General features: G+C 62.9%; 22 protein-coding genes and 1 pseudogene. 10 read left to right on the forward strand and 13 right to left on the reverse strand.

The window, feature by feature from the left end:
* Nucleotides 1-103 precede the first annotated feature (103 nt).
* Nucleotides 104-1,999 carry a phosphodiesterase DibA gene (gene dibA / locus HU736_RS16480; protein WP_186701399.1) on the forward strand — a complete coding sequence of 632 codons (1,896 nt, stop codon included), beginning with the start codon at nt 104-106 and terminating at the stop codon, nt 1,997-1,999.
* A 33-nt stretch (nt 2,000-2,032) separates the two neighbouring features.
* Here dibA and HU736_RS16485 read toward each other — a convergent pair whose 3' ends face one another.
* From HU736_RS16485 to tcyJ, 9 genes and pseudogenes are all read right to left on the reverse strand, one after another.
* Nucleotides 2,033-2,677 carry a methionine ABC transporter permease gene (locus HU736_RS16485; RefSeq protein WP_101322578.1) on the reverse strand — a complete coding sequence of 215 codons (645 nt, stop codon included), beginning with the start codon at nt 2,675-2,677 and terminating at the stop codon, nt 2,033-2,035.
* Nucleotides 2,667-3,776: a methionine ABC transporter ATP-binding protein gene (locus HU736_RS16490; RefSeq protein ID WP_186701398.1), complete on the reverse strand. Its 1,110-nt coding sequence runs from the start codon at nt 3,774-3,776 to the stop codon at nt 2,667-2,669. Before HU736_RS16490 ends, HU736_RS16485 begins: the two co-directional genes overlap by 11 nt.
* Before the next feature lies 1 nt (nt 3,777).
* Nucleotides 3,778-4,578: pseudogene (locus HU736_RS16495) on the reverse strand (MetQ/NlpA family ABC transporter substrate-binding protein).
* Nucleotides 4,571-5,965 carry an LLM class flavin-dependent oxidoreductase gene (locus tag HU736_RS16500; protein WP_186701397.1) on the reverse strand — a complete coding sequence of 465 codons (1,395 nt, stop codon included), beginning with the start codon at nt 5,963-5,965 and terminating at the stop codon, nt 4,571-4,573. The pseudogene HU736_RS16495 and the gene HU736_RS16500 overlap by 8 nt, the downstream one beginning before the upstream one ends.
* A complete protein-coding gene (locus HU736_RS16505) occupies nt 5,965-7,155 on the reverse strand; it encodes an SfnB family sulfur acquisition oxidoreductase (protein ID WP_186701396.1) in 1,191 nt (396 codons plus the stop codon). Before HU736_RS16505 ends, HU736_RS16500 begins: the two co-directional genes overlap by 1 nt.
* A gap of 128 nt (nt 7,156-7,283) precedes the next feature.
* Entirely contained in the window at nt 7,284-8,525 is a 1,242-nt protein-coding gene (locus HU736_RS16510; RefSeq protein WP_186701395.1) for an SfnB family sulfur acquisition oxidoreductase, read from the reverse strand.
* A gap of 269 nt (nt 8,526-8,794) precedes the next feature.
* Nucleotides 8,795-9,550, reverse strand: a complete 756-nt coding sequence (gene tcyN / locus HU736_RS16515) for an L-cystine ABC transporter ATP-binding protein TcyN (protein ID WP_103435336.1) — start codon at nt 9,548-9,550, stop codon at nt 8,795-8,797.
* Between the two features lie 2 nt (nt 9,551-9,552).
* On the reverse strand, nt 9,553-10,221 hold the full coding sequence (tcyL, locus tag HU736_RS16520; protein ID WP_101322571.1) for a cystine ABC transporter permease: 669 nt from the start codon (nt 10,219-10,221) through the stop codon (nt 9,553-9,555).
* Nucleotides 10,218-11,012 (reverse strand): cystine ABC transporter substrate-binding protein, encoded by a 795-nt coding sequence (tcyJ, locus tag HU736_RS16525; RefSeq protein ID WP_103435335.1) that lies wholly within the window; start codon nt 11,010-11,012, stop codon nt 10,218-10,220. The genes tcyL and tcyJ overlap by 4 nt, the downstream gene beginning before the upstream one ends.
* Nucleotides 11,013-11,259: 247 nt before the next feature.
* Between tcyJ and epsC the strand changes: the two genes are divergently transcribed.
* Together epsC and betT are read left to right on the forward strand one after the other, a co-directional pair.
* Nucleotides 11,260-12,192, forward strand: a complete 933-nt coding sequence (gene epsC / locus HU736_RS16530; RefSeq protein WP_103435334.1) for a serine O-acetyltransferase EpsC — start codon at nt 11,260-11,262, stop codon at nt 12,190-12,192.
* Between the two features lie 207 nt (nt 12,193-12,399).
* Entirely contained in the window at nt 12,400-14,403 is a 2,004-nt protein-coding gene (betT, locus tag HU736_RS16535) for a choline transporter BetT (RefSeq protein ID WP_264081802.1), read from the forward strand.
* A 36-nt stretch (nt 14,404-14,439) separates the two neighbouring features.
* On the opposite strand, the gene tauD is transcribed toward betT, so the two are convergent.
* Genes tauD through tauA form a run of 4 tightly spaced genes read right to left on the reverse strand, consistent with a single transcriptional unit; the run spans nt 14,440 to nt 17,927 of the window.
* A complete protein-coding gene (gene tauD / locus HU736_RS16540) occupies nt 14,440-15,273 on the reverse strand; it encodes a taurine dioxygenase (RefSeq protein ID WP_186701394.1) in 834 nt (277 codons plus the stop codon).
* A gap of 47 nt (nt 15,274-15,320) precedes the next feature.
* Nucleotides 15,321-16,151 (reverse strand): taurine ABC transporter permease TauC, encoded by an 831-nt coding sequence (gene tauC, locus HU736_RS16545; RefSeq protein ID WP_186701393.1) that lies wholly within the window; start codon nt 16,149-16,151, stop codon nt 15,321-15,323.
* The gene (gene tauB, locus HU736_RS16550) at nt 16,148-16,942 is read right to left on the reverse strand and encodes a taurine ABC transporter ATP-binding subunit (RefSeq protein WP_101322565.1); all 795 of its coding nucleotides are present in this window, start codon (nt 16,940-16,942) and stop codon (nt 16,148-16,150) included. Before tauB ends, tauC begins: the two co-directional genes overlap by 4 nt.
* Before the next feature lie 13 nt (nt 16,943-16,955).
* Nucleotides 16,956-17,927, reverse strand: a complete 972-nt coding sequence (gene tauA, locus HU736_RS16555; RefSeq protein ID WP_186701392.1) for a taurine ABC transporter substrate-binding protein — start codon at nt 17,925-17,927, stop codon at nt 16,956-16,958.
* A 488-nt stretch (nt 17,928-18,415) separates the two neighbouring features.
* Between tauA and HU736_RS16560 the strand changes: the two genes are divergently transcribed.
* The 7 genes from HU736_RS16560 to ssuB all read left to right on the forward strand — a co-directional run bounded on the left by HU736_RS16560 (nt 18,416) and on the right by ssuB (nt 25,279).
* Nucleotides 18,416-19,762: an OprD family porin gene (locus HU736_RS16560; protein ID WP_186701391.1), complete on the forward strand. Its 1,347-nt coding sequence runs from the start codon at nt 18,416-18,418 to the stop codon at nt 19,760-19,762.
* Nucleotides 19,763-19,920: 158 nt separating this feature from the next.
* On the forward strand, nt 19,921-20,559 hold the full coding sequence (locus tag HU736_RS16565) for a peroxiredoxin (RefSeq protein ID WP_101322562.1): 639 nt from the start codon (nt 19,921-19,923) through the stop codon (nt 20,557-20,559).
* A gap of 253 nt (nt 20,560-20,812) precedes the next feature.
* Nucleotides 20,813-21,406 carry an NADPH-dependent FMN reductase gene (ssuE, locus tag HU736_RS16570; RefSeq protein ID WP_101322561.1) on the forward strand — a complete coding sequence of 198 codons (594 nt, stop codon included), beginning with the start codon at nt 20,813-20,815 and terminating at the stop codon, nt 21,404-21,406.
* A gap of 81 nt (nt 21,407-21,487) precedes the next feature.
* The gene (locus tag HU736_RS16575; protein WP_186701390.1) at nt 21,488-22,453 is read left to right on the forward strand and encodes a sulfonate ABC transporter substrate-binding protein; all 966 of its coding nucleotides are present in this window, start codon (nt 21,488-21,490) and stop codon (nt 22,451-22,453) included.
* Nucleotides 22,454-22,513: 60 nt separating this feature from the next.
* On the forward strand, nt 22,514-23,662 hold the full coding sequence (gene ssuD / locus HU736_RS16580) for an FMNH2-dependent alkanesulfonate monooxygenase (protein ID WP_181089023.1): 1,149 nt from the start codon (nt 22,514-22,516) through the stop codon (nt 23,660-23,662).
* 10 nt (nt 23,663-23,672) lie between these two features.
* Nucleotides 23,673-24,470, forward strand: coding sequence for an aliphatic sulfonate ABC transporter permease SsuC (gene ssuC / locus HU736_RS16585; protein WP_103435326.1), 798 nt, complete (start codon nt 23,673-23,675; stop codon nt 24,468-24,470).
* Nucleotides 24,467-25,279 (forward strand): aliphatic sulfonates ABC transporter ATP-binding protein, encoded by an 813-nt coding sequence (ssuB, locus tag HU736_RS16590; protein ID WP_103435325.1) that lies wholly within the window; start codon nt 24,467-24,469, stop codon nt 25,277-25,279. The genes ssuC and ssuB overlap by 4 nt, the downstream gene beginning before the upstream one ends.
* Nucleotides 25,280-25,306 lie beyond the last annotated feature (27 nt).

Below are 25,306 nucleotides of genomic sequence, written 5' to 3' on the forward strand. Positions count from 1 at the left end.
GCATTATCCATTGACCGGGAAATAAAACCAGAGCGGGAATGCATCAAGACATGTTTCGGGCCCTATAATGCCCCAATTTTTTTTAAGGGCATTAGTACCCGACATGACTGGTTCTGTTCGCGACGCCTTGCGCATGGCCGCGCTGTACGTGGTGTTATCGATCCTGTGGCTGGTGCTCAGTGAGCAGCTGTTGCAACAGTTGTCCGATGATCCGCTCGCGTTGTACCTGGGGCGCTGCATCAATGTGCTGGTATGGGTGTTGCTCAGTGCGCTGGTGATTTTTATCTCACGGGCGCGCCTGCTCAACTTCATCGGTATCGGCGCGCGCCTGCGCAGTGAGGACCGCGAGCGCCTGCGCATGGCGGCGGCGGTGTTCGACAGCACTCTGGAGGGCGTGCTGGTGACGGACCGGCAGGGCCTGATCGTGCACGTTAACCGCGCGTTCATGCGTATTACCGGCTATCAGCAGGGCGAAGTGCTCGGCCAGCGCCCGAGCAAGTTCAAGTCGGGGCGCCATGGGGCGGACTTCTATCAGCAGATCTACGCCACCTTGCGCGAGCAGGGGCAGTGGAGCGGCGAGATCTGGAACCGGCGCAAAAGCGGCGAAATCTACCCGCAATGGCAGACGATTTGCGCCGTACGCGACGACAGCGGCGAGCTCAGCCATTATGTGGCAGTGTTCAGCGACATCAGTGCGATCAAGCATTCCGAGCAGGAGCTGGCTTACCTCGCCCACCACGACCCGCTGACCGGCTTGCCCAACCGGCTGCTGTTCAACGACCGCGCCGAGCAGGCCTTGGCGGCGGCGCAGAGCCACAAGCGCGGCTGTGCGCTTTTGCTGCTCGACCTGGATCATTTTCAAAGCATCAACGATGGCCTTGGCCACCCGGTTGGCGACCAATTGCTCAAATTGGTTGGCGAACGCCTGCGTGCGGCCCTGGGCAAGGGGCTGACTCTGGCCCGGCTCGGCGGCGACGAGTTCGCCGTGCTGCTGGAGAACTGCCAGCAGGTCGGCCAGGCGGCAACCCTGGCGCAGACGCTGATCGAGCAGATGCGCGAGCCGTTCAGTTGCGAGGGGCACAGCCTGTTCATTGGGGTGAGCGTCGGCATTAGCTTGTTCCCCAGCGATGCCCTCAGCGCCGCGCAGCTGCTGCGCAATGCCGATGCCGCGCTGTTCAAGGCCAAGAGCAACGGCCGCGGTGGTTATGCGTTGTACACCGAAGAGCTGACTGCGCATGCCCAGCAGCGGGTGGAAATTGCCACCGAGCTGCGCCGGGCACTGGAGCAGGAGGAACTGCGGCTGTTCTTCCAGCCGGTGCATTACCTGGCCAGCGGCGAGATGGTTGGGGTTGAAGCGCTGGTGCGCTGGCAGCACCCCGAGCGCGGGCTGGTGCCACCGGGCGAGTTCATCCCGATTGCCGAGGCCAGCGGGCTGATTGCCGAGATCGATGGCTGGGTGCTGCGCCAGGCGTGTCGGCAGATGGTCGAATGGCAGGCCGCGGGGCAGTTGCTCGAATTCATTGCGGTGAATATCTCCAGCCGGCTGTTTGCTCAGCGGGATTTGTATCTGCAGGTGGCCAAGGTGCTGCACGACACCGGCCTGAACCCGGCGCTGCTGGAGTTGGAAGTGACCGAAAGCGCGGTGATGGAAGACCCCGAGGTGGCGCTGGAGCAGCTGCATCGCTTGCGCGAGCTGGGCTTGCGCCTGGCCATCGATGATTTCGGTACGGGCTATTCGTCGCTGCTGCGACTCAAGCGCTTGCCGGTGCAGAAGCTCAAGATCGACAAGGGGTTCGTTTCAGGGTTGCCGCAGGATGAGGATGATGTGGCGATTGTACGGGTGATCATTGCCCTGGCCCGGAGCATGGGCATGCAGGTGCATGCCGAAGGAGTCGAGCAGGCGGAGCAGGCGCTGTTCTTGTTGGCGCAGGACTGCCAATTGGGGCAGGGCTACTGGTTTGGGCGGCCGGTGCCGGCTGCGGATCTGGGGTGGGGTTGAGATTTTTGGGCCCGCTTTGCGGGCCCAATCCGGTCAACGCTTGTTCAGCCCGCGGGCCAACCGATCCCCGCCCAACTGAATCACCGCGACCAATACCACCAGCATGGCGATCACAGTCAACATCACCTGGCTGTCAAACCGCTGATAGCCATATCGGTAGGCAATATCGCCCAAGCCGCCAGCACCAATCGCGCCTGCCATGGCCGACGAGTTGATCAACGCCACCACGGTAATGGTGAACCCGCCAACAATCCCCGGCAGCGCTTCGGGCAGCAACACATGCCAAACGATATGCCAGCGCCGGCACCCCATCGCCTGCGCCGCTTCGATCAAGCCATGGTCAACCTCGCGCAGACTGACCTCGGCAATCCGCGCAAAAAACGGTGTGGCGGCGATGGTCAGCGGCACCACGGCAGCCCACACGCCATAGGTGGTGCCGACCACCAGCCGGGTGAAGGGGATCAGCGCCACCATCAGAATCAGAAACGGGATCGAGCGGAACAGGTTAACGAAAGCGCCCACCACCCGGTTGAGCAACGGCGCCTGGTAAATCCCGCCCTTGTCGCTGGTGACCAGCAGCACCGCCATCGGAATACCCAGCAGCAACGCCACCAGCGATGACACGCCCACCATCAGCAAGGTGTCCCACAAGCCTTGCAGCAATCGCTCAGTCCACATAGCCCAACACCTCCACATCATCTGCCCAACGCCGTGCGCGCTCGAGCACGCCATGGGTGTCATGCGCTGAACCCCGCACTGACACGATCAATCGCCCCAGCGCATGTTCACCGATGGTTTCAACGCCGCCCTGGAGCAGGCTGACCTGACCGCCAAGGTCGGCGAACAAGCCAGATAACTGCGGCTCGCCAAACACCACCAATTTGAGCACCAGGGCCGCATCGCGGTTGCTTGCAGTCGGCAGCAAACTGCCTTGCAATGCTGCCGGCAACTTACCCTGCAACGGCGCGAGCAAGGTGCGGGTCACTGCATGCTGCGGGCTGCCGAACACCTGCCAGACTTTGCCTTGCTCGACTACCTGGCCGCGCTCCAGCACCACCACGCGCTGGCAGATATCGCGGATCACCGCCATTTCATGGGTGATCAGCACCACGGTCAGGCCGAGACGCTGGTTGATGTCGCGCAGCAGTTCGAGGATCGACGCGGTGGTTTCCGGGTCGAGGGCCGAGGTGGCTTCATCACAGAGTAGAATTTCCGGGTCATGCACCAGCGCCCGGGCGATCCCGACGCGCTGCTTCTGCCCGCCGGAGAGTTGCGCCGGGTACACCTGATGCTTGTCGGCCAGGCCGACCAGATCAAGCAGTGCGCGAACCTTTTGCTGGCGCTCGGCCTTGGCTACGCCGGCAACCTTGAGGGGCAGCTCGACGTTGTCCCACACGGTTTTCGCCGACATCAGGTTGAAGTGCTGAAAGATCATGCCGATGCGCCTACGCAGGGCCACCAGGCGGTCTTCGTCGAAAGGGGCGATGTCGACCTGATCGATCAGCACCCGGCCCTGGCTCGGCTGTTCCAGGCGGTTGATGGTTCGCAGCAGCGACGATTTGCCGGCGCCGCTGCGGCCAATGATGCCGAAGATTTCGCCCCGGCGGATGTTCAGGTCGATGCCTTGCAGGGCAGGCTGGGCCTGGCCTGGGTAGGTTTTGCCCAGGCCGATGAAGCGCACATGGGCCTGATTGACCTCGGGCCGCAACGCCTGCTCGCGGGCGGGCGCCGGGACGGCTGGGGCAGTGGGCACCCTGAGGGCGCTGGCGCTGCTCATGTCAGCCTTCCCAGCCGGCCTGGTAGAGGCTGCCGTGTGCCTTGTCCAGCGCAGCCTTTACCGCAGGCGAGTGCTGGTAGATGTCGACGAACCTGGCCAGGCGTGGGTCGTCCTTTTCCTGCGGGCGGATAACGAACTGGATCACGTATTCCTTGTTTTCCAGGCCGTCGAACAGCAGTGCCGAGGTGGCATCGAAGGTGTTCGCCAGGCGGATATAGGCCGGTTAGCCCTGGACCAGATCGGCATCGTCGTAGGCGCGCACCAGCTGCACTGCTTCAACCTGCAGAATCTTCAGTTTTTTCGGGTTGGCGACGATGTCGTCCTCGGTGGCCTTGTAGCCAACGCCGGGTTTGAGTGTGATCAGCCCGGCCTTGGCCAGCAGCTGCAAACCACGGCCGCTGTTGATCGGGTCGTTGGCGATGGCCACGCTGGCGCCGGTCGGAAGCTCGGCAAAGCTTTTGTACTTTTTCGAGTACAGGCCAACGTTATTGATGATCCCCGGCTTGTACGGCACCAGGTCAAAGCCGGCAGCGGCCTTGGCGTTTTCCAGGAACGGGATGTGCTGGAAGTAATTGACGTCGATGTCGCCGCTGTTGAGGCTGACGTTGGGCGCGATCCAGTCGCTGAACTCGATCAGCTTCACTTCCAGGCCTTGCTTGTGCGCCTCTTCGACAGCGGCTTCAAGGGGAATGGCAAAGGCTGCGGTGGTGCCGACTTTAAGCGGCTCGGCAGCGAACACGTTGGCGCTGATGGCCAGTGACAGTACGGCGGCCGCGACGGGCCGGCACAGTTTATCAAGCATGGTGCAGGGCTCCAGTCGGGGCAGGGGTTGGGGTCGTATTGCGGTAGCGGGCGCCGGGATGGTCGGCAGGCAGGTGCGGCAGGTCGCTGGCGAACAGCTTTTCGCGCAGGCTGCCGTCCTGGTAGGCGGTCTTGTAGCGACCGCGGCGTTGCAGTTCGGGGACGACCAGGTCGATGAAGTCTTCGAAGCTTTCCGGGGTCACGGTGCGGGTCAGGTTGAAGCCGTCGAGTCCGGTTTCGTCAATCCAGCCGATCAGCTCATCGGCGACCTGCGCGGCGGTGCCGATCAGGGTCACGTAGCGGCCGCCGAGGCTGTGCTGGTCGAGCAGGCGGCGGCGGGTCCAGGCGCTGTCCTGCAACTGGCGGGTCGCGGACTGGATGGCGTTGCCTTTGGCGAAGCCGATCGGCTCGTCCAGCTCGAAGGCGGCGAAGTCGATCCCGGTCGAGCTGGCGAAGTGGGCGACGCCGGCCTCAGGGCTGGCGTAGCGCACATATTCGGCATGCTTGGCCTGGGCTTCGGCTTCGCTGGCGGCGACGATTACGGTAATGCCCATGAATACCTTGATTGCCTGCGGATCACGCCCGGCCGCCTTGGCTGCGGCACGCACCTTGTCGACTTGAATACGGGTGGAGGCTTTGTCCTGGCCGCTGATGAATACGCATTCGGCGTGGTTGCCGGCAAAGCTCAGGCCGCGCGGTGAGCTGCCAGCCTGGAATAGCACCGGCGTGCGCTGCGGCGAGGGTTCGCAGAGGTGGTAGCCCTCGACCTTGTAGAACTCGCCGTGGTGCTCGACCTTGCGCACTTTGTCGGGGCGGGCGTAGACCCGCTGCTCGCGGTCGGCGACCACCGCGTCGTCATCCCAGCTGCCTTCGAGCAGCTTGTACAGCACTTGCAGGTATTCGTCGGCCTGGTCGTAACGGCGGTCGTGCTCGGGCTGTTGCTCCAGGCCCATGGCGCGGGCGGCGCTGTCGAGGTAGCCGGTGACGATGTTCCAGCCGACCCGGCCGTTGCTCAGGTGGTCAAGGGTCGACAGCCGGCGGGCGAACAGATACGGCGCCTCGTAGGTGAGGTTGGCGGTCAGGCCAAAACCCAGGTGGCGGGTGACGGCAGCCATGGCCGAGACCAGCAGCAGCGGGTCGTTGACCGGCAGCTGGATCGACTCCTTCAGCGTTACATCGACCGACTGGCCATAGACGTCGTAGGTGCCGACGATATCGGCGATGAACAGGCCATCGAACAACCCGCGCTCAAGCAGCTTGGCCAGGTTGGTCCAGTAGTCCAGCGTCTTGTACTGGGTCGAGGTGTCGCGTGGGTGGGTCCACAGGCCATGGTTGATGTGGCCGACGCAGTTCATGTTGAAGGCGTTGAGGAGGATTTGCTTGCTCATCAGATCGTCCCCCGCCGCGGTGGGTTGACGTCGTTGAGGTAGTAGTTGCCGATGGCGTGATACTTCCAGCGCACCGGGTCGTGAAGGGTGTGCACGCGGGCGTTGCGCCAGTGGCGGTCGAGGTTGTGTTCGGCCAGGGTGGCCTGGCTGCCGGCCAGCTCGAACAGCGTGGTGCTGGCGGCGAGGGCGATTTCGGTGCTGATGGCACGGGCCTCGGCGACGGCAATCGAGGCTGCGGCCACTCGCTCGGCGGCTGTCTCCGGCGTGGCTGCCGCGGCCTGGTCGAGGAATTCGCCAGCACGTTCCAGCAGTGCTTCGCTGGCATGCAGGCGGATCGACAGCTGGCCGAAGCTCTTCAGGGTCAGCGGGTCGTCGACGGCCTTGTCGTGGCCCGAATCGACCCATGGCCGGCTGCGGGTACGCACGAAGTGCAGCGCGTCTTCGAAGGCAGCGCGGGCGATGCCGGTATCGATTGCAGCGTGGAGGATCTGCGCCAGTGGGCCGACCGGTGTCGGCCGCTCGAATGCGCTCTGGAACGCCACCACGTCGGCAGCGGCTACCCAGACGTTATCGAACACCACCGAACCGCTACCGGTGGTGCGCTGGCCAAAGCCGCTCCAGTCGTCGATCACTTGCAGGCCTGGCGCATCAGCCGGCACGAAGGCCAGCCGCTGAATGCCGTCGTCATCGATCACCGAAGTGGGGATACGCTGCGCATACAGCGCGCCGGTGGAGTAGAACTTGCGGCCATTGATGCGATAACCGTCGCCCTCGCGGCTGAGCCGGGTGGAGCGGTCGTGGGCGGTCTTGGTACCGAGTTCGGCCAGGGCGTTGCCGAAGCGCCGCCCGGCCAGCACTTCGGCGTACAGCCGCTGCTGTTGCTCGGGCGTGCCATTTACCCGCAGCACTTCCAGGGCGTAGAAGTGGTTCTGCGGGATCTGCCCCAGCGAGCCGTCGGCCTGGGCGATTCGGGCGATGACCTGGGCCAGGGTGACATACGACACGCCGGCACCACCAAAGGCCTTGGGCACGCTGATGGCCCACAGCCCGGAGCGGCTGAACAGCTCCAGCTCGGCGTGCGGCAGGCGCCGCTCGCGGTCGCGCAGGGCGCTGTCGCGGCGCAGTTGCTTGGCGAGTTCGTCAGCGACGGCCAGGGCCTCGCCGTCAGTGCGGATGACAGTTGCGTTCATTGTGTTCTCCGGAGCCTTGGGGCCGCTTCGCGCCCCTTCGCGGGTAAACCCGCTCCTACAGGTGACTGAGCTGAACCTTGTGGGAGCGGGTTTACCCGCGAAGGGCCGCGAAGCGGCCCCAGAGGCCCTCAAATCCAGGAATGTCGGGCAGGCCGGGTGCCGTTCAGGTGCCAGGCGCCTACGGCGTGGTACTTCCAGCGCACCGGGTCGTGCAGGGTGTGCACGCGGGCATTGCGCCAGTGCCGGTCGAGGTTGAACTCGGCGAGGGTGGCGCGGCTGCCGGCCAGTTCGAAGAGCTTCTCGCTGGCCTGCAGGGCGATCTCGGTGGTGAGCACCTTGGCTTCGGCTACCGCAATCGAAGCGAGCGCGGCGGCGTCAGCATCGATGGCCCCAGCGTTGACCTCATCCAGCACCCGCGCGGCCTTGCGCAGCAGCGCCTCGGCGGCGTGCAGCTCGAGCTTGAGCCGGCCGATGTCGGCGATCACGTAAGGGTCATCGCTGGCGCGCTCGACGTTGGCGTCGATAAACGGCCGGGACTTCTCCCGCACAAAGCTGATCGCGTCATCGATGGCTGCTTCGGCGATACCGGCGTCGATGGCTGCCTGAATCAACTGCGACGCCGCGCCCTGGATGTTGGGCAGGTCGCGCTGGCGCCAGTTGTCGATCACCAGCTCTGCCTCCACCGGTACTTGGTCGAGCAGCACGGTGCCGCTGGCGGTGGTGCGCTGGCCAAAGCCTGACCAGTCGTCAACGATGCGCAGGCCCGGGCTGCCACGGCGGACAAAAGCCAGGCGTTGGCGGCCTTCGTCATCCAGCGCCTTGACCGCAACCCAGTGGGCGAACAGTGCGCCAGTGGAATAGAACTTCTCGCCGCTGATGCGATAGGCGTCGCCGTCACGGCTGATCCGCGCCTTCAGGGTGAGGGTGTCTTTGCTGCCGCGCTCGGGGCCGGCATTGCCGATCCGCCAGCCGTTCAGCACCGAGCCGAAAATCAGCGCCTGCTGGGCTTCGCTGGCAGTCAGGCGCAGCAGCTGGAGCATGCCGAACTGGTTCTGCGGGATCTGCCCCAGCGCCGGGTCGGCAGCGCTGATGACGCGAAACACCTCGGCGACCGTGACAAAGGACACGTCTGCACCACCGAAGGCTTTGGGGATGCTGATGCTGCCCAGTCCGCTGCGGGTGAACAGCTCGATCTCGGCCCACGGCAGCTTGCGCTGCTGGTCGCGTTTGGAGGCGTTTGCGCGAGCGACTGCGGCCAGCTCATGGGCGGCTTGCAGGGCTTCGGCGTCGTTGCGCAGGACCTTGGCCGGCAGCAGTGCTGGCGGGCTGTCGAGGTCGCTGGCGTGAAGGGTTTGTGCTTGGCTGGACATTAGTACCGCTCCTTGGCTGTACTCAATGCCCTGGCGTTATGCACTGGGGTGATTGCATTCCTGACCATTCCTGACCTCACAAAAAAGTGGCGGCGGCGCTTGGTGGTTGCGCTGCGCATGTGCTGGTCCGGTGGTCCGGTGTATATACCCTAAAGGCTTATCAAATAATTTAGAACGATCATTTTGGAATATGGATAGAAGTGCTGAGGCGGGCGGCGAGGGCGGCCTGAGGCTGCGCCGAGCGGCGCAGCGGCCAAACAGGGAGGATATTAAGAGCCGCTAGTGCCGAGAAACTTGCGCAAGAACTGCCGGGTACGCTCTTCTTTGGGATTAGCGAACAGCGCTTTAGCCTCACCTTGCTCGACGATCACCCCTTTGTCGAAGAAGATCACCCGATTGGCGACATCCCGGGCAAAGCTCATCTCGTGGGTGACGATGATCATGGTGCGCTGCTCTTCGGCCAGGCCACGAATGGTCTCCAGCACTTCACCCACCAGTTCCGGGTCCAGCGCTGAGGTTGGCTCGTCGAACAGGATCACATCCGGCTCCATAGCCAACGCCCGAGCAATCGCCACGCGCTGTTGCTGGCCACCGGACAAGCGCCGTGGGTAGGCGTCTTCTTTGCCGGCCAGGCCGACCTTGGCCAGCAAACGTCGGCCCAGCTCCAGGGCTGTGGCGCGCGGGGTCTTCTTGACCACCAGCGGCCCTTCGATGACGTTATCCAACGCCGTGCGATGGGGGAACAGGTTGAAGTTCTGGAAGACAAACCCGGCCTGCTGGCGCAAGCGGCGGATGGCGCTCTGCTGGTTACCCAGCGAGCGGTTGGCGTCGATGCTGATGTCGCCGATCTGGATGCGTCCGGCGTCGGGGGTCTCGAGCAGGTTGAGGCAGCGCAGAAAGGTAGTCTTGCCCGAACCGCTGGGGCCGATGATGGCGATCACTTCACCGGGCTGGACGGTCAGGTTGATGCCGTCGAGTACGGTCTGGCCGTTGAACCGCTTGGTCAGGCCTTCAACTACGATCATGCTCAACGCTCCTGGTCATGCTGGTTGACCCGTGCTTCCAGGCGGTTCTGGAAGTGGGCGAGGATGCTCGCCAGGATCCAGTAGATAACCGCAACGGCCAGGTACATGGTGAACACTTCGAAGGTCCGCGCGGTGACCAGCTGCGCCTGACGGAACAGCTCCGGTACCTGAATGGTGGCCGCCAGGGCGGTGTCCTTGACCAGCGAAATAAAGCTGTTGCCCAGCGGCGGCAGGGCGGTACGCATGGCTTGCGGCAGGATCGCCCGGCGCATGGCCTGGGCGCGGGTCATGCCGATGCTGGCGCAGGCTTCCCACTGGCCGCGCTCGATCGACGAGATCGCCGCCCGCAGGATTTCGCAAACGTAGGCTGCCATGTTCAGCGACAGGCCAATCAGCGCTGCCGGGATCGGGTCAAGCTCAAGGCCGATCTGTGGCAGGCCGAAGTAGATTACAAACAGCTGTACCAACAGCGGCGTGCCGCGGAAGAACGACACGTAAATACGCGCCAGCCAGTCCAGCGGCAGCACCTTGGACAAGCGCATCAACGCCAGGGCAAAGCCCAGCAGCAAGCCGAAGAACATACCGCCGACACTGAGCAGGATGGTATAGCCAGCGCCCTTGAGCAGAAAGGGCGCGGAGTCGGCTACCAGTTGTAGGCTCTCTTCAATCATTTAGTCACGTCAGCGCCGAAGTACTTCTCGGATAGCTTGGCCAGGCTGCCGTCGGCGCGCAGCTTGTCCAGGGCCTGATTGATGGCCGCGAGCAGTTCCGGTTCACCCTTGCGCAGGGCAATGCCCGACTCGAGACGCGAGAAGGCGTCCCCTGCAGCAACGGTATCCTTGGCTTTTTTGGCGTACTCAAGCGCAGCCAGGCGGTCGATCAGGATAGCGTCGGTGCGGCCCACGCGCAGGTCCTGGAACTTGGTCGGGTCGTCTTCATAGGTGCGTACGTCGGCGGTCGGCACGTTGGCCTTGACCCATTGCTCGTAGTTGGTGCCCAGACCGACACCGACCTTCTTGCCGGCCAGGTCGGCTGCAGACTTGATGTTCAGATCTTTTTCTTTTTTCTTCAGCACTAGTGCCTGAATGCCGGAGACGGTGTACGGCTCGGAGAAGTCGTACTTCTTCTTGCGCTCGTCGGAGATGGTCACCTGGTTGACGACCACGTCCAGGCGCTTGGACTCCAGCGCCGCGAGGATGCCGTCCCACTTGGTCGGCTGGACCTTGGCCTTGACCCCAAGCTCCTTGGCGATCAGCTCCGACAGCTCTACCTCAAAGCCCGACAGCTTGCCGCTGTCATCGACAAAGCTGAACGGCGGGTAGGTGCCTTCGACGCCGACGTTGAGCACGCCCTTGTCCTTGATGGTCTGCAGCTGCTCGCCGGCAAACGCCTGGCTGAACAGACCGGTGCCAAGCACGATGGCAAGGCTGGCATTGAGTAGCGGTTTGGCAAAGATCGACATGGCAAGGCCCCGCGCTTTTGGTGGAAGTAGTGGGTGGCGACTATAAGGGTGGGCTGTTTAGCTCATGAAATAATAAAAACGTATTTTGTTATTCCATTTGTGTGCATTGAGCCGTTGGCCGGCTGCGTTGAGGGTAGCCCGTCAGCGTGGCTTATGCCCGACTTAGCGCAGGATGGAATAAAGCGTTGTTTTTTCCAAGGGCTGGATTTGTCGTAGAGTGGATCTATACGACAGTCAGGAGCACATCGTGAGCGAACAATCATCCCCCGGCAAATGGCAGTTGCAGGCGATCGTGACCGGCCTGCGCGGCGCCCGTGAGCAATGGCGCACGCAAAATGGCCGCAGCAGCGGCGAGAAGGGCGGCCGCGAGCTGCCGTCGCGTGAAGCAATGCAGCGCATTCTCGAGCAACTGTGTGGGGCTTTGTTCCCGATGCGCCTAGGCCCGGTCGACCTGCGTGAAGAGAGCGAGGATTTCTACGTCGGCCACACCCTCGACACGGCCCTCACTGCACTGCTCGCGCAAGCACGGTTGGAGCTGCGCTATGCCGCACGGCAGAGCCAGACTGACCAAGCCAACGCCGACAGCGAGGCCTTGCGCCTGATCCAGGGCTTCGCTGCGGCCCTGCCAGAGATGCGCGTGCTGCTCGACACCGACGTGCTCGCCGCCTACCACGGCGACCCGGCTGCGCGCAGCGTGGATGAAGTGCTGCTGTGCTACCCAGGGATCCTGGCGATCATCCACCACCGCCTGGCTCACCATCTGTATCTGGCCGGCCTGCCATTGCTGGCGCGAATCAGCTCGGAGCTGGCGCATTCGGCCACCGGCATCGATATCCACCCCGGCGCACGGATTGGCCCGAGCTTCTTCATTGATCACGGTACTGGCGTGGTGATCGGCGAAACCGCGATCATCGGCGAGCGCGTGCGCATCTATCAGGCGGTAACCCTAGGCGCCAAACGCTTCACCGCCGACGAGACCGGCAGCCTGCACAAGGGCCAGCCGCGTCACCCGATCGTCGAAGACGATGTGGTGATCTATGCCGGCGCGACCATCCTTGGGCGGATCACCATCGGCAAGGGTTCGACCATCGGCGGCAACGTCTGGCTGACCCGCAGCGTGCCGGCCGACAGCAACATCACCCAGGCCAATCTGCAGCTCGACTGCCAGGCAAAAAAATAGCAAAAGCGCCGAGCAAAAGCCGTTGTCAGCTCCTCTATATACCTGCCCCGCTCAGCGGGGCAGGTCGCATCGAAGGCCAATCCATGTTTAACTTGAACGCTTGTTCAACATAAAAACGCTGGTCGCTGCCGGTGTTCAACAGGAGGATATGCCTTTGCTGAACCCGTTAAATCCTATGCCTGATTCCCACAGCGGGGTGCAGGTTGCATGAGTAGTCCCACCCCTGAACTTGCTGACAGCAAGATGCGCATGAATGCCCCGGTGTTCTACTTCGCCGCCAGTTTTATCCTGCTCTTCGGGCTGGTGGTCATCGTCAACCCCGAGGCTTCCGGTGCCTGGTTGCTGGCCGCGCAAAACTGGGCTGCCAACACGGTGGGCTGGTACTACATGCTGGCCATGACCCTGTATCTGGTGTTCGTGGTGGTCACCGCCTTGTCGGGCTACGGCAAGATCAAACTCGGTGCCGACCATGACGAACCCGAGTTCAGTTACCTGTCCTGGGCCGGCATGCTGTTCGCCGCCGGTATCAGCATCACGCTGTTCTTCTTCTGCGTCTCCGAGCCGCTGACGCACATGCTGCAACCGCCCCAGGGCGAGGGCGGCACCGCCGAAGCCGGGCGCGAAGCAATGAAGCTGCTGTTCCTGCACTGGGGCCTGCATGGCTGGGGCGTATTTGCCTTTGTCGGCATGGCGCTGGCGTACTTTGCCTACCGCCACAACCTGCCGCTGGCGCTGCGTTCGGCGCTGTACCCGCTGATCGGCAAGCGTATCAACGGCCCGATCGGTTACGCGGTGGATGGCTTCGGCATCATCGCCACGGTGTTCGGCCTGGGCGCCGACATGGGCTTTGGCGTGCTGCACCTAAACTCCGGCCTGGATTACCTGTTCGGCATCCCGCACAGCCAATGGGTGCAGGTCGCGCTGATCACGCTGATGATGGGCGCCGCAGTCGCGGTAGCCGTGGCCGGGGTCGAGAAGGGCGTGCGGGTGATGTCCGACATCAACCTGTTCCTGGCCTGCGCCCTGCTGCTGTTCGTGCTGTTTGCCGGGCCGACCCAGCACCTGTTCAATACCCTGATCCAGAACCTCGGTGACTACCTTGGCGCCTTGCCAGGCAAGAGCTTCGACGTCTATGCCTACGGCGAGAACCGCGACTGGCTGGGTGGCTGGACGGTGTTCTACTGGGCCTGGTGGATTGCCTGGGCGCCGTTCGTGGGCCTGTTCATCGCGCGGATCTCCCGTGGCCGGACCATTCGTGAATTCGTCTTCGGCGTGCTGTTGATCCCGCTTGGTTTCACCCTGGCATGGATGTCGATCTTCGCCAACAGCGCGATGGACCAGGTGCTCAACCACGGCCTGGTCGCGCTCGGTCAGTCGGCGCTGGAAAACCCGTCGATGAGCCTGTACCTGCTGCTCGAAACCTATCCGTGGAGCAAGGCGGTGATCGCCGTGACGGTGTTCATCAGCTTCGTCTTCTTCGTCACCTCGGCCGACTCCGGCACCGTGGTGTTGTCGACCTTGTCGGCGAAGGGCGGCAGCCCTGACGAAGACGGCCCGAACTGGCTGCGGATCTTCTGGGGGGCGATGACCGCGTTGATCACCAGTGCCTTGCTGTTCGCTGGCAGCATCGACTCGCTGAAGTCGGCGGTGGTGCTGACCTCATTGCCGTTCTCGCTGATCCTGCTGTGCATGATGTGGGGCCTGCACAAGGCGTTCTACCTTGAGTCGCAGCGGCGTATTGCCCAGTTGCACTCGCTGGCACCGGTCGCGCAGAGCCGCCGTGGTCGCGGCGGCTGGCGTCAGCGCTTGAGCCAGGCTGTGCACTTCCCATCGCGCGATGAGGTGTACCGCTTCATGGATGACGTGGTGCGCCCGGCGATCAATGACGTGCGCGAGGTGTTCGAGCAGAAAGGCCTGGTGCTGATCACCCAGGACGACCCGAGCCACGACAACGTCAGCCTGAAAGTCGGCCATGGTGAAGAGCAGCCGTTCATCTACCAGGTGCAGATGCGCGGTTATTTCACACCTTCATTCGCCTTGGGCGGGTTGGGCGCGCAAGAGCTGAAAAACCGCCGCTATTACCGCGCCGAGGTGCATCTGTCCGAGGGTAGCCAGGATTACGATCTGGTCGGCTACAGCAAGGAGCAGATCATCAACGACATCCTTGACCAGTACGAACGGCACATGCAGTTCCTGCACATGGTCAGGTAGTTGCGTGAGGGGCTGCCGGGCAGCCCCTTGCCTGCGCTAGAACGGCGCGTCGCCAAGGATGGTGGCGCGGTGCATGACCCGCCGCTGCGGGCGGTAGTCATCGACGGCGTAATGCTGGGTCACGCGGTTGTCCCAAAAGGCCACGTCGTTTTCCTGCCAGCGCCAGCGGATGCTGTACTCCGGCCGCGTCGCATGGGCAAACAGCAGCTTGAGCAGGGCCTCGCTTTCCTGCTCGTTGAACTCGTTGATGCGCGTGGTAAACCCTTCATTGACGAACAACGCCTTGCGCCCGCTGACCGGATGCGTACGCACCACAGGGTGCGTCAGCGGCGGGTTGTTGCGCCGGCTAGCTTCCCAGCGGGCGAGGTCCTCGGCGGTGGTGCCGAAGCGCTCCAGCGGGAATGACTTGGTGAAGTCATGGGTGGCGGTGAGGCCGTCAAGCATCGTCCGCAGGGGCGCCGACAAGCCTTCGAATGCCGCTACGCCACTGGCCCACAAGGTATCGCCGCCGTAGGCCGGCAACTGCTTGGCACTCAGTACCGCGCCCAGCGCCGGGGTCGGCAGGAAGGTCACGTCGGTGTGCCACACGGCATTGTCGCGCACGTCGGTGACGGCGGTATCGAGGATCAGCACTTGTGGCGTTTCCGGCACATTGGGGTAGATCGGGTGGATATGCAGATCACCAAAACGTGCGGCGAAGCGGGCTTGCTGCTGCGGATTGAGCGGCTGCTCGCGGAAGAACAGCACTTGATGCTTGAGCAGCGCCTGCTCGATGGCGTCGCGTTGTTCGGCTGTGATTTCACGGCTGATGTCGACGCCAGTGATCTGCGCGCCGAGGGCCGGGCTTAACGGAGTGATGGTCAGGCTCATGGCAGTCTCTTTGTCGGGCGCCGGAGTGCCGGCGTGGTCAGTCGTGGTCAGTGGGTCTGGCCGTGCCAAGGCACCAGCTTGCGTTGCAGGGCGCGCAGGCCCATTTCCAGGGCGAAGGCGATCAGGGCAATCAGCAGGATCCCCAGCACCACCACGTCAGTGACCAGAAACTGCGCCGCTGACTGGACCATGAAGCCGAGGCCGCTGGTGGCGGCGATCAATTCCGCTGCAACCAGGGTCGACCAGCCGACGCCCAGGCCGATACGCACGCCGGTGAGGATGTCGGGCAGGGCGCTGGGCAATACCACATGGCGAATCAGCTGGGCCTTTGTGGCGCCCAGCGACTGCGCTGCGCGCAGTTTGGCCGGGTCGACGGTGCGTACGCCGGTGGCGGTGGCGATGGCAATCGGGGCGAAGATCGCCAGAAAGATCAGCAGCACCTTGGACAGCTCACCGATGCCGCACCAGATCACGATCAGCGGCAGGTAGGCCAGCGGCGGAATTGGCCGGTAGAACTCGATCAGTGGGTCGAAAATGCCCCGGGCAATGCGGTTGGAGCCGATGGCAATGCCGATCGGGATCGCCGTGAGGATGGCTGCGCCGAGCGCCAGGCCAATCCGCCCAAGGCTTGCACCCAGGTGCTGCCACAGGCTGGCGTCCATGTAGCCTTGAGTAAGCAGCACCCAGGCTTTGCCGAGGATGTCTGCCGGTGGTGGTAGAAACAGCGGTTCGACCAGCTCGGCGGCGGTGACCGCCCACCACAGCAGTAACAGGCTGGCCAGGGTCAGGGCGCTGATCCAGCGGGTCGACAGTGGTTTGCGCGGCAGCGGTTTGAGGTTGGCTGGTTTGGCGGCCAGCGGCAGTTCGACAGTGCTCATGCTGAGTGCTCCCGGCGGGCGTCTTCGCGTTGCGAGAAGACTCTCGCCAGCACGTGTTCGCGTGTTTCGATAAAACGCGGGTCGGACTTGATCGCCCGCGCCGATTCGCCGGCGGCGTAGCGTTGGCCGAAGTCCAGTTGCAGGCGTTCGACGACACGGCCCGGGTTGGGCGCAAGCAGCACCAGCTCGCTGGCGAGAAACACCGCCTCTTCGATGTCATGGGTAATCAGGAATACCGGTTTGGCTGTGCGTTGCCACACCTGCAGCAACAACTCCTGCATCTGCTCGCGGGTAAACGCATCGAGGGCGCCGAACGGCTCGTCCATCAACAGCACACGCGGGTTGGCGGCCAGGGCGCGAGCCAGGCCGACGCGCTGCTTCTGGCCGCCCGAAAGCTGCCAGATGCGCCGCTCGGCGAAACCTGCGAGGTCGACCAGTGCGAGCATTTCGCGCGCCTTGGCTTCGCGCTCGGCACGGCTTACGCCGGCCAGCTCCAGGCCAAAGGCGACGTTGCCGAGCACGTTTTGCCAGGGCAGCAGGGCGTCGTCCTGAAACACCACGCCGCGCTCGGCACTCGGGCCTTGCACCGGCACGCCGTCGAGGCTGATACGGCCAGCACTGGGAGGCACGAAGCCGGCGATCAGGTTGAGCAGCGAGGTCTTGCCGCTGCCCGATGGCCCAAGGGCCACCAGCAGCTGGCGCGGGCCCAGGCTCAGGTTGATATCGGCCAGCACCGGGGTGTCGGCACCGGGGTACTGTGCGCTGATGCGCTCCAGCTCGAGCAAGGCCATGACGGGCTCCGGATCAGTTGGGCAGGTATTTGGCGGTGACGTATGGGGCGTAGTCAGGCAGAACGGCGTCGACCTTGCCTTGCTCCTTGAGGAAGGCTGCGGTGTTGCTCAGGGCCTGGGTGGTCGGCGCGCCGAGGGCGCGGGTCTGGTCGGCGGCCAGCGGGTAGACGTTGCCTTGCAGCAGCACCGGGATATCGCTGCTCTTGGCGCCCGAGAGCTTGGCCAGCTTGGCGACGTTGTCCGGGTTGGCCAGCCAGGCTGCCGGGTCCTTGCGGTAGTCGGCGTAGGCATCCAGGGTGACCTTGGCGAAGGCCTTGACCACGTCCGGGTGCTTGGCGGCAAAGTCTTTGCGTACGATCCAGGCGTCGAAGGTCGGCGCGCCTTTTTGTGCCAGCTCACCGGAGGTGATCAGCACCTTGCCGTTCTCCTTGGCGACGCCCAGCGCTGGGTCCCAGACATAGGTGGCGTCAATATCGCCACGCTTCCAGGCGGCGATGATGGCCGGCGGGGCGAGGTTGAGGATCTGCACCTTGGACGCATCGATGTTCCACGCTTTGAGCGCAGCGAGCAGGCTGTAGTGGCCGGTCGAAACGAACGGTACGGCGACCTTTTTGCCGATCAGGTCCTGCGGGGTCTTGATGCTGTCGCGGGCAACCAGCGCTTCACCGGCGCCGATCTGGGTGGCGATCAAAAAGGTTTCGACCGGCAGCTTGCGGGTCGCGGCTGCGGCCAGCGGGCTGGAGCCGAGGTAGCCGATCTGTACATCGCCCGAGGCCACGGCAGTGATCACGTCGGCGCCGTTATCGAATTTGCGCCAGTCGATATCGGCCTTGCTGGCTTTTTCGTAGGCGCCATCGACTTGGGCCACCTTGGCTGGGTCAACGGTGGTCTGGTAGGCCACGGTGAGGTCAGCGGCCTGGGCCAACCAGCTGCTGCTGGCGAGGGTCAGGGCGGCGAACAGGCGCAGCGGAGCGTGCGGGATCATGGGTTTGCCTCTCGTCAGCAATCTGGGTAGTGGATGATGAGAGACTAAATGATCTAAGAATTGTCAAATAAATAACTTTTTTGCATTAGCTTAGGCTCCAGAAGTTCCGCAGCCAGTGACCCACGGCTGGCGCATCACCTATTCACTGCTACGCTTGCCCGGCCTAGAGCAAAAGGAAATAAGGTTATGAGCAAACGTTTGCAAATAACCTAAAGCTCTTAAGGGCCCCTGCCGATACCGCAAATGGTAGTAAAGGTTCCTATGATATGCCGCAATAGTCTTAGCGATTCATAAAACAGTCATTTTGGATTTATAGGATTGTCATTATCCTGTAGCCCAGGGGGGCGGCTTAGACCTTAGTCGTGAAACGTTCGGAAATGATTGACTGGACGGTCACGCTCTGCGACTAAATCGCCAGTCCATGGTGAGTGGGGCAATAGACCTCGCCGCCACTGATATACAAAAATTAGAACGTAGAGGAGCAAAACATGTACAAGTCAAGCCTGGCTCTGGCCGTGGCACTGGGGGTTCTCGCCCAACAAGCAGGTGCTGCTGGCTTCGTCGAGGACAGCAAGCTGTCCGTAAGCTCGCGTACCATGTACTTCAACAACGATAACCGTGAAGCCGGCGGCAACAAGCCACGTCCTGACAACCGCGAGTCGGGTCAGGGCTTCAAGCTTGACTTCATTTCCGGCTTCACCGAAGGCACCGTTGGTTTTGGTGTAGATGCTCAGGCGCTGTGGGGCATCCACCTGGACGGCGGCAAGGGCTACCATCCTGATGGCAGCAGCTTCTTCCCAAGCGACTCCGACGGTTCGTCCGAGAAGCAATGGGCACGCTTCGGCGCCAACGCCAAGGCTCGTTTCTCCAAGACCGAAGCTCACTTCGGTAGCGCGCTGGCGCCAGCCTTGCCGATCCTGGTTGCCAACGATGGCCGTCTGCTGCCGCAGACCTTCGAAGGTGCCACCATTTCCTCCAAGGAAATCGACAACCTGACCATCAACGCTGGTCAGATGACTCACGCCATGGGCCGTGCGTCCAGCAACCGGACTGGTCTGTCGGTCAACGGTGCTACCGCTGACAGCAACAAGTTCCGCTACGGTGGTCTGGACTACAAGCTCACCCCAGACCTGACCCTGCAGTACTACTACTCGAACCTGGAAGACTTCTACAAGCAGCACTTCCTGGGCGCGACTCACGTCTTCAAGATCGCTGACGACCAGTCGTTCAAAACCGACCTGCGCTACTTCGACAGCAGCAGCGACGGCAAAAACGGCAACGGCGGTGGTTACAACTTCAACAACAACAGTGGCTACGCCAAGAACGTAGGCGAGGTCGACAACAAGACCTGGTCTGCCATGTTCACCTACTCCCTGGGTGGTCATGCCTTCTTGCTCGGTCATCAACGCGTCAGCGATGACGGCGGTTTCGTCTGGTTGAACCAAGGTTCGGTACGTGATGGCAATGGCCGTCCGGAAGGCGCAGGTGGCGCGAGCTTCTACCTGTTCACCGACAGCATGATCAACCAGTTCGCCAAGGCCGGTGAAAACACCACCTTCGGTCAGTACTCGTATGACTTCGCGCGCGTTGGCGTGCCGGGTCTGAAAGCGGCTGTTTCCTACCTGCGCGGTGAAGATGGCCGCAACGCCAACGGCAACGGCACCTTCTCTGAATGGGAACGCGACGCCCGGATCGACTACGTGATCCAGCAAGGCACCCTGAAAGGCCTGGGCGCTACCCTGCGCCATGGTATGTACCGCGGCACTGGCACCAGCTCGCTGGCTGACCAGGACCAGACCCGCTTCATCGTCAACTACACTTACGCTTTCAAGTAAGTCGTAGCTGCACCGAAAAGAGCCTCGCCTAGTGCGAGGCTTTTTTATGCCTGTAATTCGTAATGCATTCTAGTTATAAATAAATCAATATTTATTCTTTTTAATCCTTTTCGATTGCAGGCACATTGGACCCATAACGCAGACACAGGAGCCGTACCATGAGCCTCAAACTCGGCGACATCGCCCCCGATTTCGAACAGGATTCCAGCGAAGGCAAGATTCGCTTCCATGAGTGGCTGGGCAATAGCTGGGGCGTGCTGTTCTCGCACCCTGCCGACTTCACCCCGGTGTGCACCACCGAGCTGGGCCTGACCGCCAAGCTCAAGGACGACTTCGCCAAGCGCGGGGTCAAAGCCATCGCCCTGTCGGTCGACCCGGTCGATTCGCACCACAAGTGGATCGATGACATCAATGAAACCCAGAACACCGTGGTCAACTTCCCGATCATTGCCGATGCCGATCGCAAGGTCTCCGACCTGTACGACCTGATCCACCCCAACGCCAACGACACCCTCACCGTGCGCTCGCTGTTCGTCATCGACCCGAACAAGAAGGTGCGCCTGACCATTACCTATCCGGCCAGCACCGGGCGCAACTTCAACGAAATCCTGCGGGTGATCGACTCGCTGCAGCTGACCGACAACTACAAGGTCGCCACGCCAGGCAACTGGCAGGATGGCGACGAGGTAGTGATCGTGCCCTCGCTCAAGGATGAAGCTGAAATCAAGGAACGCTTCCCCAAAGGCTATCGCGCCGTGAAGCCCTACCTGCGCCTGACACCGCAGCCCAACCGCTGAATACAGAATCCTCGTTGCACATGCTCTTAGCCAAGCAGGGATATTCGGGCCGCTCATGCGGCCCTTTTTTATTCGCCCCACGTACGGCCGCTCCTACATAGAATTGTGCGAGGCTTGGCTTTATATTCATTAAAAGAATAAACAAATGAAAAAATATGATTTATAGATATATGTGAACTGCTGTTAAGGTCACTTACATCAAGCGGGACCACTACTGAACAGGCCCCGCCACGAATCGAAGGAAGCGTTGCTCATGTTGGTTGTCTCGGTAGGTGGTAGCCCAAGTACCCGTTCCCGCTCCGGCGTGTTGCTGGAGCGTTCACGCCAGTGGCTGCAAGAGCGTGGGGTCGAGGTCGTGACCTTTCAGGTCCGCGAGTTTGCCGCCGAAGACCTCCTCCATGCGCGCTTCGACAGCCCGCAGGTGCAGCACTTTCAGCAGCTGGTAGCGCAGGCCGATGGCCTTATCGTCGCTACCCCGGTGTACAAGGCGTCGTTTGCCGGCGCCCTGAAAACCCTGCTCGATCTGCTGCCCGAGCGCGCTCTGGAACACAAGGTGGTGCTGCCAATCGCAACCGGCGGCAGCATCGCCCATATGCTGGCGGTGGACTACGCCCTCAAGCCCGTGCTGTCGGCACTCAAGGCGCAAGAGACCCTGCAAGGGATCTTCGCCGACGACAGCCAGATCGCCTATGGCGAAGGCAGCGCCCCGGCGCAGCTCGCGGCCAGCCTCGAAGCGCGCCTGCTGGACTCGCTCGACACGTTTCACAGCGCCTTGGTTCGCCGGCCACAACCGGTCGCCCCAGGCGTGCTCAATGAACGCTTGATCAGTGCTCGCTGGAGCATCTGAAGCCACACGTTTTTCCACCTTACTCGCCCGTCAACGAGGCAAGCAGGTGCAACCCGAACCCTATACGTCTTGGAGAGCGCCATGCGCACAGTCTTCTTGCGTCGCGGTCTGGTCGCCCTGTTTGCGGCGGCTGTATCCTTCGGCGCCATTACTCAAGCCCAGGCCGAGAGCCTGCGCATCGGTTATCAGAAATACGGCACGCTGGTGCTGCTCAAGGCCAAGGGCACGTTGGAAAAGCGCCTGGCCGAGCAAGGAATTCAGGTGCAGTGGACCGAATTCCCCGGCGGCCCGCAGTTGCTTGAAGGGCTCAACGTCGGCTCGATCGACTTTGGCGTCACTGGCGAAACGCCGCCGGTGTTTGCCCAGGCCGCCGGCGCCGATCTGCTCTACGTCGCCTACGAGCCGCCAGCGCCGCACAGCGAAGCGATCCTGGTGCCAAAGGGCTCCACGGTGCAGTCGGTAAAAGACCTCAAGGGCAAGAAAGTCGCCCTCAACAAAGGCTCCAACGTGCACTACCTGCTGGTGCGTGCGCTGGAAGATGCCGGCCTCAAGTACAGCGATATTCAACCGGTTTACCTGCCGCCCTCAGATGCCCGCGCCGCGTTCGAGCGTGGCAGCGTCGACGCCTGGGTGATCTGGGACCCGTACCAGGCCGCCGCCGAAAAGCAGCTGCAGGCGCGTACCCTGCGTGACGGCCAGGGCCTGGTCGACAACCACCAGTTCTACCTGGCGACTCGCGACTATGCGACCCAGCACCCGGCGGTGATCAACACCTTGATCGAAGAAGTCCGCGCGGTGGGCCAGTGGTCCCAGGCCAATCCGCAGGAGGTCACCGATCAGGTCGCACCGCTGCTGGGCCTGCCGGCCGACATCACCCTGACCTCGGTCAAACGTCAGGGCTACGGCGCAGCGCCGCTGACCCCTGAAGTGGTCGCCGCACAACAGAAAATTGCCGACACCTTCCAAACGCTCAAGCTGATCCCCAAGCCGCTGAGCATCAAGGACGTGATCTGGACACCCCCGGCCAAGGTCGCAACTGCGCCTTGATTGATCTGCCTGCGCCGGGGCGCCGCTCCGGCTTGAGCCACCCTTGAGGAGACAACTCCAGTGAGCCTTAATATTTTCTGGTTCCTTCCAACCCACGGTGACGGCAAGTACCTGGGTACTTCCGATGGCGCCCGTGCGGTCGACCACGGTTACCTGCAACAGATTGCCCAGGCGGCGGACCGCCTTGGCTTTGGCGGCGTGCTGATCCCGACCGGACGCTCCTGCGAAGACTCCTGGCTGGTGGCCGCGTCGCTGATCCCGGTCACCCAGAACCTGAAGTTTCTGGTCGCGCTGCGTCCCGGCATCATTTCGCCGACCGTGGCGGCGCGCCAGGCAGCCACGCTGGATCGGCTGTCCAATGGCCGGGCGCTGTTCAACCTGGTCACTGGCGGTGATCCGGACGAGCTGGCCGGCGATGGCCTGCACCTCAACCACCAGGAGCGTTACGAAGCCTCGGTCGAGTTCACCCGTATCTGGCGCAAAGTGCTCGAAGGCGAAAACGTCGACTACGAAGGCAAACACATTCAGGTCAAGGGCGCCAAGCTGCTCTACCCACCGATCCAGCAACCACGTCCGCCGCTGTACTTCGGCGGCTCTTCGGAGGCAGCGCAGGACCTGGCTGCCGAGCAGGTCGAGCTGTACCTGACCTGGGGCGAACCGCCTGCAGCAGTAGCCGAGAAGATCGCCCAGGTGCGCGAGAAGGCCGCCGCGCAGGGCCGCGAAGTACGCTTCGGCATCCGCCTGCATGTGATCGTGCGGGAAACCAACGACGAAGCCTGGGCCGCCGCCGACAAGCTGATCTCGCACCTGGACGACGCCACCATTGCCCGTGCCCAAGCCTCGCTGGCGCGCTTCGACTCGGTTGGTCAGCAACGCATGGCCGCTCTGCACGGCGGCAGCCGCGACAACCTCGAAGTCAGCCCCAACCTGTGGGCTGGGGTTGGCCTGGTGCGCGGCGGTGCTGGCACTGCGCTGGTCGGCGATGGCCCGACCGTGGCAGCGCGGGTCAAGGAATACGCAGCGCTGGGCATCGACACCTTCATCTTCTCTGGCTACCCGCACCTGGAAGAGTCATACCGCGTTGCCGAGCTGCTGTTCCCGCACCTGGATGTACAGCGCCCGGAGCAACCGAAAGCGGGTGGCTACGTCAGCCCGTTTGGCGAGATGGTCGCCAACGACATCCTGCCCAAGTCCGTGTCGCAGAGCTGAGGACCGGACCATGAGTCGTGCAACCTCATCCACCCTGGCTCAGCGCCTGGCCCCCTGGGCACTGCCGGTACTGCTGCTGGCGATCTGGCAACTGGCGGTCAGCGCTGGCTGGCTGTCGACGCGCATCCTGCCGGCACCCAGCGCAGTTGTCAGCGCCGGTGTCGAGCTGGTGCGCAGCGGCGAGATCTGGACTCACCTGGCCATCAGCGGCTGGCGTGCCGGGCTGGGCTTTGTCATTGGCGGCAGCATCGGCCTGGTGCTGGGCTTTATCACCGGCCTGTCGAACTGGGGTGAACGCCTGCTCGACAGCTCGGTGCAGATGATCCGTAACGTGCCGCACCTGGCGCTGATCCCACTGGTGATCCTGTGGTTCGGTATCGATGAGTCGGCGAAGATCTTTCTGGTTGCGCTGGGCACGCTGTTCCCGATCTACCTGAACACCTATCACGGTATCCGCAACGTTGATCCAGCCCTGGTGGAAATGGCCCGCAGCTATGGCCTGTCCGGCTTCAGCCTGTTCCGCCAGGTGATCCTGCCGGGTGCGCTGCCATCGATTCTTGTCGGTGTGCGCTTTGCTCTGGGCTTCATGTGGCTGACCTTGATCGTCGCCGAAACCATCTCGGCAAACGCCGGCATCGGTTACCTGGCGATGAACGCCCGGGAGTTTCTGCAGACCGACGTGGTGGTGTTGGCAATCGTGCTCTACGCCGTGCTCGGCAAGCTCGCGGACCTCGCCGCCCGCGGCCTGGAACGTGCCTGGCTGCGCTGGCACCCGGCCTATCAAGTGGCCAAGAAGGAGGGCGCATGACCGTGCTCAAGGAACAACCGCCACGCTTGCTGCGTGGCATCCCGCTGGCCACCCAGGGTGTGCGCAAGACCTTTGGCCAGCGCGAAGTGCTGCGCGGCATTGATCTGCACATCCCGGCCGGGCAGTTCGTCGCCATCGTTGGCCGCAGTGGCTGCGGCAAAAGTACTTTGCTGCGCTTGCTGGCGGGTCTCGACCAGCCCACCGGCGGTCAGTTGCTGGCCGGCGCTGCGCCGCTGGCCGAGGCCCGCGAAGAAACCCGTTTGATGTTCCAGGATGCGCGCCTGCTGCCGTGGAAAAAGGTCATCGACAACGTCGGCCTCGGCCTCAAGGGCGACTGGCGGCAAAAGGCGCTGGACGCACTGGAAGCCGTTGGCCTGGCCGACCGCGCCAATGAGTGGCCAGCGGCGTTATCTGGCGGGCAGAAGCAGCGTGTGGCCCTGGCCCGCGCACTGATTCACCAGCCACGCCTGCTGCTGCTCGACGAGCCACTTGGCGCGCTGGATGCGCTGACCCGGATCGAGATGCAGCAACTGATCGAACGCCTGTGGCGCCAGCATGGCTTCACCGTGCTGCTGGTCACCCATGACGTCAGCGAGGCGGTTGCAGTGGCCGACCGGGTGATCCTGATCGAAGACGGTGCGGTCGGCCTCGACCTCAACGTCGAGCTGGCGCGGCCTCGGGTACGCGGCTCGCACCGTCTGGCCGCACTGGAAAGCGAAGTTCTCAACCGAGTTTTGTCTGTACCGGGCGCTGCGCCCGAGCCGGACCCAGTAGCACCTTTGCCCACGCAGTTGCGTTGGGCTCACTGAACCCCTGAAACCAGCACAAAGGAATCA

It is taken from the genome of Pseudomonas shirazensis, assembly GCF_014268785.2.
Taxonomy (GTDB): domain Bacteria; phylum Pseudomonadota; class Gammaproteobacteria; order Pseudomonadales; family Pseudomonadaceae; genus Aquipseudomonas; species Aquipseudomonas shirazensis.

Bases quoted from the DNA above. Each gene is read 5' to 3' on its own strand.
- dibA (WP_186701399.1), top strand. From the start codon at position 104: ATGACTGGTTCTGTTCGCGACGCCTTGCGCATGGCCGCGCTGTACGTG.
- HU736_RS16485 (WP_101322578.1), bottom strand. From the start codon at position 2,677: ATGTGGACTGAGCGATTGCTGCAAGGCTTGTGGGACACCTTGCTGATG.
- HU736_RS16490 (WP_186701398.1), bottom strand. From the start codon at position 3,776: ATGAGCAGCGCCAGCGCCCTCAGGGTGCCCACTGCCCCAGCCGTCCCG.
- HU736_RS16500 (WP_186701397.1), bottom strand. From the start codon at position 5,965: ATGAGCAAGCAAATCCTCCTCAACGCCTTCAACATGAACTGCGTCGGC.
- HU736_RS16505 (WP_186701396.1), bottom strand. From the start codon at position 7,155: ATGAACGCAACTGTCATCCGCACTGACGGCGAGGCCCTGGCCGTCGCT.
- HU736_RS16510 (WP_186701395.1), bottom strand. From the start codon at position 8,525: ATGTCCAGCCAAGCACAAACCCTTCACGCCAGCGACCTCGACAGCCCG.
- tcyN (WP_103435336.1), bottom strand. From the start codon at position 9,550: ATGATCGTAGTTGAAGGCCTGACCAAGCGGTTCAACGGCCAGACCGTA.
- tcyL (WP_101322571.1), bottom strand. From the start codon at position 10,221: ATGATTGAAGAGAGCCTACAACTGGTAGCCGACTCCGCGCCCTTTCTG.
- tcyJ (WP_103435335.1), bottom strand. From the start codon at position 11,012: ATGTCGATCTTTGCCAAACCGCTACTCAATGCCAGCCTTGCCATCGTG.
- betT (WP_264081802.1), top strand. From the start codon at position 12,400: ATGAGTAGTCCCACCCCTGAACTTGCTGACAGCAAGATGCGCATGAAT.
- tauD (WP_186701394.1), bottom strand. From the start codon at position 15,273: ATGAGCCTGACCATCACTCCGTTAAGCCCGGCCCTCGGCGCGCAGATC.
- tauC (WP_186701393.1), bottom strand. From the start codon at position 16,151: ATGAGCACTGTCGAACTGCCGCTGGCCGCCAAACCAGCCAACCTCAAA.
- tauB (WP_101322565.1), bottom strand. From the start codon at position 16,942: ATGGCCTTGCTCGAGCTGGAGCGCATCAGCGCACAGTACCCCGGTGCC.
- tauA (WP_186701392.1), bottom strand. From the start codon at position 17,927: ATGATCCCGCACGCTCCGCTGCGCCTGTTCGCCGCCCTGACCCTCGCC.
- HU736_RS16560 (WP_186701391.1), top strand. From the start codon at position 18,416: ATGTACAAGTCAAGCCTGGCTCTGGCCGTGGCACTGGGGGTTCTCGCC.
- HU736_RS16565 (WP_101322562.1), top strand. From the start codon at position 19,921: ATGAGCCTCAAACTCGGCGACATCGCCCCCGATTTCGAACAGGATTCC.
- ssuE (WP_101322561.1), top strand. From the start codon at position 20,813: ATGTTGGTTGTCTCGGTAGGTGGTAGCCCAAGTACCCGTTCCCGCTCC.
- HU736_RS16575 (WP_186701390.1), top strand. From the start codon at position 21,488: ATGCGCACAGTCTTCTTGCGTCGCGGTCTGGTCGCCCTGTTTGCGGCG.
- ssuC (WP_103435326.1), top strand. From the start codon at position 23,673: ATGAGTCGTGCAACCTCATCCACCCTGGCTCAGCGCCTGGCCCCCTGG.
- ssuB (WP_103435325.1), top strand. From the start codon at position 24,467: ATGACCGTGCTCAAGGAACAACCGCCACGCTTGCTGCGTGGCATCCCG.